The organism is Chryseobacterium paludis, from assembly GCF_025403485.1.
Classification (GTDB): domain Bacteria; phylum Bacteroidota; class Bacteroidia; order Flavobacteriales; family Weeksellaceae; genus Chryseobacterium; species Chryseobacterium paludis.
Genome location: NZ_CP099966.1, coordinates 4213977 through 4226711, shown reverse-complemented (window position 1 = coordinate 4226711; position 12735 = coordinate 4213977). Strand labels below are relative to the sequence as shown.

The following is a 12735-nucleotide window of genomic DNA, read 5'->3' as shown; positions in this document are numbered from 1 at the left end:
ATTTACCTATAAATTTTTAAGCCTTATTACAAATCCTTAAATTTGCACTATCTAATAAAAAATAATGGAAAGTAAAAAAGAATTCTTTTTGGAGTGCTACAAGCTAGGAATCATTAAATTTGGGAGATTCACTTTAAAAAGCGGTATTGAAAGTCCGTTTTATGTAGATCTAAGACCTTTAGCTTCAGATCCTAAAATTTTAAAAAATCTAGCTAATTATTTATTGGAAATGCTTCCTTTGGATAATTTTGATTTAATATGTGGAGTTCCTTATGCTGCTCTTCCGATGGCTACAGCAATGTCATTGGAAAGTTATATTCCTCTTATTATTAAAAGAAAAGAAGCGAAAGATTATGGCACCAAGAAAATGATTGAAGGGATTTACCAGAAAGGCCAGAACTGCCTTTTGGTAGAAGATGTAATTACTTCCGGAAAATCTTTGTTAGAAACCATCGCTGAAGTTGAGCAAGAAGATCTTAAAGTATCTGATATCGTAGTTGTTCTTGACAGAGAGCAAGGTGGAAAACAGCTTTTAGAAAGTAAAGGTTTCAGAGTTCACACTCTTTTTAACATTTCAGAAGTCTGTACTATTCTTCAGGAAAACGGAGAACTTTCCGATGAAGAGGTAAAAAGAATTCAGGATTTTCTTTTAGGCAATCACATTCAGTTCGAAGAAAAAGTAAGAAGCACTTATGAGCAAAAATTACAATCATCTCAACATTCTGTTTCTAAAAAATTATTAGAATTAGCTATTACAAAACAATCCAACCTTATCGCTTCTGCAGACGTAACGACAACAAGGGAATTGTTAGAGCTTGCTGAAAAAGTAGGTCCACACGTTATTGCATTAAAAACACATATCGATATCATTTCTGATTTTGAGTATGAAAAAACAATTACTCCATTAAAAGAATTAGCTGCAAAACATCAGTTTTTATTAATGGAAGACAGAAAATTCGCAGACATCGGAAACACTCAAGAATTACAATTTACAAGTGGTGTTTTCAAAATCACCGATTGGGCAGATTTTGTAACATCGCAGGTAATCGGAGGTTTTGAATCCTTAGACTGTTTCAAAAATGTAGGCGTTGTTGCTATTATAGGAATGTCTTCTAAAGGAACATTAACGACAAACAGCTACCGTGAAGAAGCTCTTAAAGTATCTTTGTCTCATCCTAATGTTATCGGAGGGGTTTCTCAGAACCAGATCCCTGAAGAACTACTGTTATTTACTCCAGGGGTAAATTTAGCAGATTCTGGGGATGGAAAAGGACAGCAATATAATACACCGGAACACGTCTTCAAAAATCTTCACACCGATTTTATTATTGTAGGAAGAGGGATCTACAAATCTGAAAATCCTGAATCAGCCGCTGTAACTTATAAAAATGAAGGTTGGAATGCCTATGTAAATTCCTTAAAAAAAGCTTAATAGTAAATTTACAAAATCTGTTTAAAATAAGTTATATTTGATCCTTTATCACCACATTGAGAAAGATTATTATTTGTCTTATTTTATTTTTAGGAATTGTACAGGCTTCTGCACAAAAAAAAGACAGCATATACATTGAAGCTAAATTATCTTTGGATAATAAAACACTGGAAATAAAGCAGGAACTGGTTTATTATAACAATTCTGAAAAAGATTTAAAAAGCATAAAGCTATTAAATTGGGTATCTGCTTACCAGAAAAGAGGAACCTCATTAGTTTACAGAAAACTGGAAGACCGAAATAATGATCTGCATTTCGCAAAACCTGAACAGGTAGGTAAGCTATTAGAGATAAATATCAAAGATTCTGACGACCAAACTGTTTCAATCAGCAAGAGTACATCCGAAGAAAATCTTTTTGTCTCTCTGAATGAGCCATTACTATCTGGTAAAAGCATCAGGTTACAGTTGCAATATACCATGCAGCTTCCTGATAAAACATTCACAGGATATGGTACATCTGACAAAGATATAGCCTTAAAATATTTCTTTATTGTTCCGGATCATTTTGATCCGGACAATATTTCTGAAAGAAATTACCATGATATTGAAGAGTCTATCAGTTTTAACACCCATTGGATAGTTAAATTTGACCTCCCTACCAATTCTTTTATTGAGAGTAATTTACCGGAAATTCAGCACAATTACTTTAAAGGGTATTTAGACTCAGATCCAGAGTTTGTGATCTCTCAAAATAAGTATCCTTCCATAAAAATAAATACCGGAGATATTGATACGGAAGTACAATTTGGGTATGCCCTGAAGCCCCAGGAAAAGGAAAATTTAGAATTTTATCTTCCATTGCATTTAAAATTTATCAAGGAAAAAATCGGTTATATACCTGGCAGATTATTTATTTCTGAGAAATTCAGAAGAGATGAAGATTTTTTTGGAAATAATGATATCAGCTTTTGGAAATTCAAGTTTCAATTGTTTAGTGATGCAGAAAAGGTAGATCTTGATTATTTGGGAATTATTGCCAAAAAAATTCTTGATGAAAGTATTATTACAGATAAACAGGATAACCACTGGTTTAAAAATGGATTGAAATCATATATAGAAATTCAATACCTTAAAAAATTCTATGGTGAAACAAAGCTTTTAGGCAAACTACCAGAAGCTACCATTTTTGGAATGAAGCCTTTGAAATTATTCCATGCTTCCAGTGTAAAGCTGATCGATCGTTATGGCCTCACCTATCAGTATATCATGTCTCAGAATCTCGATCAAAAAATCGGAGAGAAATTCGCCGTCTTAAGTAACTTCAATGTGATGGCTATAAGTAGTTTTGAAACTGGAACTTTATTCAACTATTCTGCAGATAAAATGGGATACGAGAATTTCAACAGTTTACTAAAAAATTATATCGCTAAAAACACTGACAAGCAAATCGATCCCAAAGATTTCTTAAAAGAGCTTTCAGAAAAAGATAGTAGAACGAGCTATCTAACTGATTTTTTAAAACAAAAAAACAGGGTCAACTTTAAATTACAGAAATTCAAAAAACAGGACGACTCTTTGCATATTAAGATCAATAAAAACACCTTATCTCCTATTCCTGTTAAACTAGAAACCAGAACCACAGAGGACGAAAAGAAAGAATACTGGGTAGAAACAGATGGGGATGAAATGACAAAAACAGTTTCAATTCCGGCATTGGATATTTACAAGATCACACTGAATAATGATTATATTTTCCCAGAATCAAAATACCGGGATAATTTTCTTTACTCCAAAGGTTTATTTTCAAATGCAAAAAAAATTAAACTAAAACTTATAAAAGATATCCCGAATCCTGAGTTTAATGAAATTTATATCAGCCCCAGAATCCGTTTCAATAATACCTATGATAAATTCCTTTTAGGATTTAATATAAAAAATCAATCTTTTTTCGATCAAAAATTCCTCTATTCCTTTACTCCTACATACAGTACAGGTACAGGAAAACTAACAGGTTCAGGAGCAGTATCTTATTCTTTCCTTCCTGCAGAAAGTATTATTCGAAGCCTAACTTTTGGTGTTTCAGCATCTTATTTTCACTACGACTACGATCTTGCCTACAGAAAGGGTTCTATTTTTTCGAATATTAATTTTAGGAAAAACCCCAGAAGTACGGTAAGCAGAGGAGTAAGTGCATCTTACAACTATTTTGAAAGAGATCTAAGTCCTTTAAGGATCGCCAATAGAGATTATGATAAATATAACTTGTGGAGTGTAGGATATGGATACACAGATAGTCAAATGATCCATGAAAAGAGTTTCAGCATTAGTACTCAGGGAATGGAAGATTTTAATAAAATAACGGCAGAAGGATTTTATAGATGGGAATTTGCTCCAAGGCAAAAGCTAAGTATCAGAGTATTTGCAGGATATTTTGCAAGGAACGAAACACGAAATAATACATTTAATTATGGAATTTCCAGGGTCTCAAATTATTCTTTTTCCTATAATCTCTTAGGGGAAAGTGCAAATAGCGGGCTTTTATCTCAACAGTTTATTTTAGCTGATGGTGGTTTTAAATCTTTTATCCCGGGAACTGTCAACCAATGGATCACTTCTGTTAATGTAGATACCAGTGTTTGGAAAATATTCCATATTTATGCAGATGGTGGGCTTTATAAAAATAAAAACAATCCTACACAGTTTATCTGGGACAGCGGCATCAAGATAAAGATCGTTCCTGATTTTCTTGAAGTCTACTTCCCTATCCAATCCTCTTTAGGTTTTGAACCGGCATTTAAAGATTATGGAAGACGAATCAGATATACTTTAATTCTTAATCTGGGTTCTATTATTAATGCTGCAAGAAGAGGTTGGTATTAATTTACATTTAAAATTTATTCGATGACAAAATAAAAACAGCCACTATAAAGTGGCTGTTTTTTAATCTAAAAAAGTAAAATTAATCTATTAAAATTTTCTGAGAAACCAGTTCATTGTTAATTATACCTGTAACGATATAATTTCCTTTCTGTAATTCAGCAATATTTAAAGTTTCATTTTCTCTTACAGAAGCAGTTTTTACAACCTGTCCGAACATGTTATATACTTTTACATTTTTAACCTGAGCTCCGAAAGTAATTCCATCATCTTTAACCAAAGTATTTTTAACAAGTCTGTACTTAGATGCTGTAACTTCTCCGATAGCTAATGTTCCTGTTGTTAGCGAAAAATCATCAAAACTTACACGACAGGTTCTTTCGCAGTGTTATAGTACTTTTGCGTAACGAATTAAAATTGAGAGTCAAAAAAATGACAAAATCCATATTAAATCTTCTTAATGTGAATTTAATAAATATTAAAAAATGTTAAATTTGCGAAATTATAAATTTAACAATTAAACACAAAATAGATAAAAAAACCTACATGAGAGCATTTACTACGTGCCGATCTTTTTTGTTGTCTGCCCAAAATACAACCAAAAGTAGATTTATAAACAAGATACAGATTATGATTATACCGATTTTAATTATTTGTTTCCATATCTAGCTCAGGAATTGGATAGTTCTTCAACTATTTTTCAACTTAAGACAGAAAAAAGAAGCTTAAAAATTAGGTATTAAAGAGATAAAAAACAAGTACCAGAATTTAAAAAAATAACAAATGAAAATAAAAATACTTTCATTATTCTCCTTACTAATAGGGTTCTTTGGTTTTTCTCAAACTGAAGTTTATTTCAAATATGATGAGGCAGGAAGCCAGAGATACAGAGGTCCAGATATTAATGAAAAAAAGACTACTGATGAATTAAAAAAAGTAGCTAAAACTGAACAAAAAGAAGTAAAACCTTTGGTTGAAAACAAACAACAGCCAGCTATCGATGAAAAAGCATTCTGGAAGCAGATACGTTTATACCCTGTTCCGGTGAATGATGTATTAACTATCGATTGGACTGAAGAGGTTGACGGATTAATTGAGTCTGTCTCTTTATACCAGCACAGCACGGTGCATTGGAAATTCCAACAGCAGAATATGCCGAGTTTAAATAAGCAGCTAAAAATCAACATGTCTTCCTTTGAATGGGGAGTGTATGTATTGCATTTTACCTTAAAAGATGGCAGAGTATTTAGCAAAAACATCACTAAAAGATAATAGTACCATGAAGATTTATAACAACAAAATGAAATTGTTTTCATCTGCGGTATTACTTTTTGTTTCAATACTTGGTTTTTCACAGACTGCACCATTACCATATTTCCATGATACGAAAGGAAATATTGATGTTACAAATTCGGGTCAGCTTCAATTTACAGTCCCTATTGATGTTCCACCAGGAGTGAAAAACATAGCTCCTAAAATTGATATTGTTTACTCGAGTGGCTCAGGAAATGGAGTGGTTGGCTACGGCGGAAGTATCAGTGGAATTGCCGCAATATCAAGGGTTGGGAAAACAATTGAGAAAGATACGATAGCCAATGGAGTACAGTTAGATTACAGCGATTATTACAGCTTCAATGGACAACGATTGATCCTGAAATCCGGGGAGTATGGGAAAGATGGAGCAGAATATGTTACCGAAAAATATTCCAATATTAAGATCAAATCAAAAGGGGCAATTGTTGGGCAATCTGTAAAAGGACCCGAATACTGGGAGGTAACTTTTGAAGATGGTTCCCAGGCATGGTATGGCGGGACAGCACCTGGAAGCAGCAGTGCAAGGACGCCAATTGATTACAATATTGTAAAGTTAAAAGATAGTAATGGAAATTACATTTCTTATAATTATGTCAGCCTAGATAATACCTCAATTATAGACAAAATTGAATGGGGTGGAAATGAAACGCTTAACAAGCCGCATTTTAATAAAATCCAGTTTAATTATGGCATAAGAGAAAAAGCTGAAACAGCATACGTCAAAGGAGTGCTACTTTCACAAAAACGATTATTGGGATCTGTTGTGGTTTCTACAGGTGGAACCCAGTTTAAAAAATATGTTGTTACCTATAAAGGGGATGTGCAAGAGACCGGGTACAAGTATATAGATAAAATTCAGGTTTTTAATAGTAAGGATGAACCGGCCAATCCAATTGTTTTTGGTTATGAAAAATCTTATGAAGTAAATCCTGATCCAAATGTACAAGCTTGGGGTTATGGAAGTATTTATAAGCTTGATAGTGATTTTGATTTAACAGGAGATTTTGATGGTGATGGAAAGCTAGATATTATCAGATATTTTTCCACTACTTCTCCTGCAACTGTTGTTGTTCCGGGAATTCCTCAGGTAGGGCTGTATCTGATTAAAGATGTTTATGACTACCATGCAGGTACTCCCGTATTTTTAGGAAACACCATTTCTAAAGCAGATTTAAGAACAGCTACTGCTGTAAATATCAAAAAAAATAATTTAATATACAATAAGCAGGGGTTTGTCATTTACAAAAAGGTTTCCAATGCTACCACCTCAAAAAAAGATTTAGATCTTTTGTTTTACACTGTTTCAGAAACTAATACCCTTGCCCTGGATTTTAAAAAGACAATTCCTGATATTGACACCTATGATTATTTTGGTGGTGGACTAAGCACAAATACTACAAATAACACCACTACAGGAACGAGTACTACATTTATGACCATATTGGGCATAGATAATTTTGATTTTAATGGTGATGGGTTAAGTGAGCTGATCTTAAGGCTAAATTACAAGATATGTACACCGAATCCTGACCCTACTACAGGTGGAGCAAATAAATACCCTGAAAATTGCACGGATTATAAAAATTACATCGCTATAGATCTTGACGAAAACATTCCCGGTGAAGATTGGCATTATTCATTAGCATTTGATGATAACTATTATATAAATTATAAAAGTGGAGATTTTAACGGTGATGGGAAATTGGATTTCCTTAAGCTTGATAGTGATAGAAAACCTTACCTAGTTACTTTGCCTAAAATAGATGGACGATATTGGGTGACAAGTAATTCATTTCCTACAAACAGTATATTTAATACTTTCGGAAGTATGACTGGATTATGGAATAAAAGTTTGGTGGGAGATTATAACGGTGATGGATTAAGTGATTTGTTTATTCCAAAAGCTGAGGATTCAGATCTTTGGCTTATATACTTATCTACAGGAATTGGTTTAGAAGAAAGACAAAATACGTTTTTTGTTCCTCAAAGTACAAGAACTGTAACTCCAGGTGCTAATGATTATATAAGCATTAAATATCCAAGCCAATTTTTAGCTTATGATATAAATAATGATGGAAAAGATGAACTTGTACAGTTAGCAGCTGGAAGAAGTTATGATAAATGGTGGGAACAGGATAACCCCAATGCAATACGATATGCCAGGCATAGTTATGAATACATTAATGTTTTAGCCCACATGGGATTAAACCCTGACAAAAATCCACGAAGTTGTTGTGCTGTTCCTGGTTCCACAGTTTATCTGAATAGTAGCAATCTTGCTGCTGAAGTGGCCTATAGCGAATATGAATATGGAGGAGTAGCACTCAACTACCAGGCAGCTTCTATGATGAAGAAATTCGTCTTTACTAGTGGAAAAGGTAATCCTGACTCTCCACACCTTCAAAACACAATATCTCAATCCTATTATGATATTGCAAAGGAAGGTCGTGTTGTTGGAATCACGCAGGCTGGAATCACAACAAATATAACCTATAAGGAGCTGGATAAGAATATTAATCCTACAATATATGATATTACTAAGACAGAGAATTACCCTTATCTGGAATTCAGCAGGGCATCCAAAGTTATGGTAGTTTCCCAGCTTACGCAGCCAGGAGCAACCAAAGTATTAAAACAAGATTTTAAATATAGAGGTCTTGTTTCCCATATTTTGGGTAAAGGAATGATTGGTTTCCGCCAAGTAGCCCGCTCTTCCTGGTATGCTGAGGGATTTGAAAATACTAAGATCTGGTCAGGTACAGAAATAGATCCTTTAAATGAGGGCGTTCCTGTAAAAGAGTGGTCAATCAGAACAAACAATGATGCACTGGTATTCCCGGCGAATCTTACTGAGACTAATACGCAGCTTTTAAGTTTAAAATCAACAATCTATCAGATTGATAAACTATTAAATGGGCAGGTAGTAACAACTGTTTCTAATGCCAACAAGGCTAAAGTGGTTACTGCTATTCTTCCAAAAACAACGAGGGTAAAAAACTTCTTGACGAATACTATTGGTGAAACTGCACTAACCTATGGCCTATATTATTTGCCTTCACAAAGTATATCTAAAATCAATACAACCTTAGCAGTAACGACATCTACTTATGACTATTATCACAACCTTTCGGGAATAGGTCCTGATTATTATATAGGCCGTGTCAAAAGTAAAACGGATGTTGTCCAGGCATATGGTGATAGCAAGGCTGGTAAAGAAGAGTACATCTATGAAAGTAATCGGGTTAAAACTGTAAAAAAATGGAACCAAAATAATACAGGAAATATATTAGAGACTTATAATTACGATGGTTTCGGAAATATCACTCAAAAAATAATAAGTAATAGTGTAGATAACGGGACAGAAACAACAGGATCCCTGTATGATACAAAAGGGAGGTTTGCCCTTAAAACAACCGATAATTTAGGCTTAGAAACAGTATTTACCTATACTGATGCCGGTCAAATTCTAACACAAACTGATCCTTTTGGAAATATAACTACCAATACTTATGATAACTGGGGAAAAATCTTAACGTCAACTACTAATTTAGGAGGAACAACTGCGTACGTTTATGATAGGGATAATAGCTATAATGTTACTGCCACTAAAAATAGCTCAGATGGTAATGTATCCAAAAAGTTCATCAATAAACTGGGCCAGGAATATAAAGTACTAGTAAAAGCTTTTACCCAGGGACAGTTTGTTTCTAAAGAAACACAGTTTGATGAATTGGGTAGAAAACTCAAAGAATCGGAACCCTTTTTCGAGGGGCAAAATCCTACTCAGTGGAATTCTATAGCATACGATGATTCTGTTTTTCCTTCAAAAGTAACAGCTACGAGCTTTAATGGCAAACAAACAGAAACAACCATCTCTGGATTCACCACAACAGTTAAGGAATTGAACGGATATGGACGAACGAATTCTAAAACAACAGATGCTTTAGGTAATATAATTTCTACAACAGATAAAGGAGGAGGAGTACAATTCTCTTACAATGCAGCAGGACAGCAGATTAAAGCCCAGTATGCCGAAAATATAGTCACTACGAAATATGACATCTGGGGAAGAAAATCAGAATTTAACGACCCCTCCAACGGAGTTTACAAATATGAATACAATGGATTTGGTCAGCTAAAGAAGACAACCAGCCCAAAAGGAACTAAAGAATATATCCATAATTTTTTAGGTCAGCTTCTTTCTCAAAAAGAGACTTCTACTTCCGATGGTGGAGTGACAACAAATAAAATGATCACTTATAACTATGAAGATTATGGTCTAATAAATTCAAAATTAGGAACTTCTAATGGAAGGGACTATAGTTCTACTCGCACCTTTGATCAGTATGGAAGAACATTATCTTCTGTAGAGAATAGTAATGGGAAAATATATAGCCAGAAAGGTATTACTTATGATAATAAAGGAAAAGTTGTTTCCTATGAAAAAGAATTGCAATCAGCAGGAGTCATAACTAAAGTTGCAATTGAAAATGTGTATAGTTCATGGAATGGAGAGCTTTACCAAGTTAAAGATAAAATATCAGGGAAAGTGCTATGGGAACTTAAGGAAACTAACGCCAGAGGCCAGATACTGAAGGAAAAACTTGGAGCTGTGGATATTACTAATAACTATAATACTGCTACAGGGTACTTAAGTGAAATTAAACATGGATCACTAATTAAAACAAATCTGCTTAATATTCAATATCAATTTGACGCCATTAAAGGAGAACTAAACAGCAGAATTACGGGGGGCGATTTTAATATTACAGAAACCTTTGATTATGATGATAACAATAGGCTTATTAACTGGACAAACCCAGTAACAGGAGTTAAAGTACAGAATGCCAAACTCAATGTCTATGACATTAAGGGTAGGATTCTGGAAAATGACCAGCTGGGAACCATAAAATTTGAAAACTCAGCAAAGGTTTACCAGCCTACGGGTATGACATTAAATGCTAAAGGAACACAGAATTATACTAATGATCTCATTCAAAGTATTAATTTCAATGAGAATAATGATCCTGTATTTATTGATGGAGAAAAAGGAGATGTAGCATTTCAATATGGCCTTACAAGTATGAGACAAAGGATAACTTATGGAGGTAACTTTAGCAATACTGGAGAGGGGAAATTTACTAAATTTTACAGTGAAGGTGGAAGTTTTGAAGTTGTAAAAAATAACATCACTGGAAAAGAAAAGCATATCCTTTATATTGGTGGAACTCCTTATGATAGTGATATTATTTATATCAAAAATTTTGATCAGGCAGGAGGTTCTTATAAATTCTTGCATAAAGATTATTTAGGAAGTATCATAGCGATATCGGATGAAGCGGGAAATAAACTGGAACAAAGGCATTTTGATGCCTGGGGCAACCTCACTCACTTACAGATTGGAAATGCGGCTACTATGACTGACCGCAACAGCATTAATAGTACCTTATTACTAATTGATCGTGGCTATACAAGCCATGAACATCTCTCAGAGGTTGGGATTATCCATATGAATGGACGATTATATGATCCATTGCTCCGAAGGTTCTTAAATGCCGATGAAAATATACAGGATCCATCCAATACCCAGAATTACAATAAGTATGGGTATGTAATGAATAATCCAGTGATGTATAATGATCCAAATGGTGAATGGTTGTTTCTTGCTGGCGCTTTAATTGGAGGGTATTTAAGTGGTGTTCAAGCGAATGGCTCATGGAATCCTGCTAAGTGGGATTGGAAAAATAACTGGAGTGCAATATTAGGGGGTGCACTTGGTGGAGCTGCTATTTCCGGGGCCTTAGGAAACATTGTGAATAATGCAGGTGCTATCAAAAACGTCTTACCAGGAATTATATCAGGTGGTTTAAATTCTGCATTTACTGGGTCGAATTTCCTCGGTGGAATGATGGGTGGAATTACGTATACTGGTAATGTATTTAATAATAAAATAACGTCAACAGATGGTCTTAATGCCGGATATAAATATCTGGTTTCTAATGATTATAATAGTAGAGAATTGAGAATTAATTCAGAATCTATGGCACGTGATCCTTTGAGTATTGTATTGGCTATCTCTGGCTTGAATCCTAACGCTCCTGCCAATATGTATAGTTTAGGTATAATTGCATCAATATTTGCGCCTAAAGATGCTTGGATTGCTGTTGCTAATACTAATACAATGAATGAATGGGCAAAAAGTTATGTCCAATTTCAAATAGGTTCAGATGGCCTTATCGTCGATCCAAGAGACTCAAATGCAAAAAATTCATTAGGAATTACAAATCCTGTTACAGGAAGAATAATTTTAGCTCCAGCGCTTTTTGATGGAAAAAAAACAAATTATGGTTTAGGTGATGTAATAATACATGAAGGGAAACACCTTTTTAATTTGAGAAACGGATTGTTTCAAGATAATAATGTAGTAATGAGTAGTTTAGATGAGGTTTCTGCTTATACTACTGCAGGAAAGTGGACTGGAAGTATAGATCCGGGGATAAATAAATATCTTAAAAACCTAAATAATTATTTTTTAAAAATTCAAAATCTTACAAAATGAAAAAATATTTCGTATTAATCATAGCATCTTTTGGTTGTATTTTTTGTTCACCGCAGATGAAAATAAATAAAAGCAAAGAAATAGATATATTAATAGATAGCCCTTGGAAATTTGGAGAGAACAATAGACCAAATTACAATATTATAAATAAAAGCAATAAGACATATATCATTGATCCCTATGGTTTTTCAGGAGATTCTTATTGGTTGTTTAATTCCGAAAAGCTTAATCAAATTGATATTTCGAGAGGATATTACACGCGTTATTCTGATGATGACTGTAAAAATGATCTCATTGTAATACATCCCTATCAAAAAATTAATACACATTTAAGTTTAAATGATCTTGATGGGGGCATCTATGATTTATCTAAATCAGGAAAATATTTTTTGAATATTAAATCAAATCATAGTATTAAAAATAGTATGCCATCAACTTGTAGTTCATACATAAAGACATTGGAAAAGAAGGGATATATTATGTTAGAAGATAGTATTGTTGCTAAAATTCCTTTTATAAGATAAAAGTACTGGAATTAAATTTACACACGA

The 12735-nt window shown here is 33.6% G+C and carries 6 protein-coding genes; 5 read left to right on the top strand and 1 reads right to left on the bottom strand.

The annotated features are described in order from the left end of the window. The first annotated feature begins 64 nt into the window (after positions 1 to 64). Positions 65 to 1432, top strand: a complete 1368-nt coding sequence (gene pyrF / locus NG806_RS19155; RefSeq protein WP_214833096.1) for an orotidine-5'-phosphate decarboxylase — start codon at positions 65 to 67, stop codon at positions 1430 to 1432. A gap of 56 nt (positions 1433 to 1488) precedes the next feature. Then, entirely contained in the window at positions 1489 to 4314 is a 2826-nt protein-coding gene (locus NG806_RS19150) for an aminopeptidase (protein ID WP_261511053.1), read from the top strand. Positions 4315 to 4393: 79 nt separating this feature from the next. Here NG806_RS19150 and NG806_RS19145 read toward each other — a convergent pair whose 3' ends face one another. Further along, on the bottom strand, positions 4394 to 4591 hold the full coding sequence (locus NG806_RS19145; protein ID WP_261511052.1) for a T9SS type A sorting domain-containing protein: 198 nt from the start codon (positions 4589 to 4591) through the stop codon (positions 4394 to 4396). Between the two features lie 503 nt (positions 4592 to 5094). Between NG806_RS19145 and NG806_RS19140 the strand changes: the two genes are divergently transcribed. The 3 genes from NG806_RS19140 to NG806_RS19130 are packed head-to-tail and all read left to right on the top strand — an operon-like array spanning position 5095 to position 12708. Continuing rightward, positions 5095 to 5583: a T9SS type A sorting domain-containing protein gene (locus tag NG806_RS19140; RefSeq protein ID WP_261511051.1), complete on the top strand. Its 489-nt coding sequence runs from the start codon at positions 5095 to 5097 to the stop codon at positions 5581 to 5583. Continuing rightward, positions 5546 to 12184 carry an RHS repeat-associated core domain-containing protein gene (locus NG806_RS19135; protein ID WP_261511050.1) on the top strand — a complete coding sequence of 2213 codons (6639 nt, stop codon included), beginning with the start codon at positions 5546 to 5548 and terminating at the stop codon, positions 12182 to 12184. The genes NG806_RS19140 and NG806_RS19135 overlap by 38 nt, the downstream gene beginning before the upstream one ends. Further along, positions 12181 to 12708, top strand: coding sequence for a hypothetical protein (locus NG806_RS19130; RefSeq protein ID WP_261511049.1), 528 nt, complete (start codon positions 12181 to 12183; stop codon positions 12706 to 12708). Before NG806_RS19135 ends, NG806_RS19130 begins: the two co-directional genes overlap by 4 nt. Positions 12709 to 12735 lie beyond the last annotated feature (27 nt).

Coding starts and splice junctions, on each gene's coding strand:
- pyrF (WP_214833096.1), top strand. CDS start 65: ATGGAAAGTAAAAAAGAATTCTTTTTGGAGTGCTACAAGCTAGGAATC.
- NG806_RS19130 (WP_261511049.1), top strand. CDS start 12,181: ATGAAAAAATATTTCGTATTAATCATAGCATCTTTTGGTTGTATTTTT.
- NG806_RS19135 (WP_261511050.1), top strand. CDS start 5,546: ATGGCAGAGTATTTAGCAAAAACATCACTAAAAGATAATAGTACCATG.
- NG806_RS19140 (WP_261511051.1), top strand. CDS start 5,095: ATGAAAATAAAAATACTTTCATTATTCTCCTTACTAATAGGGTTCTTT.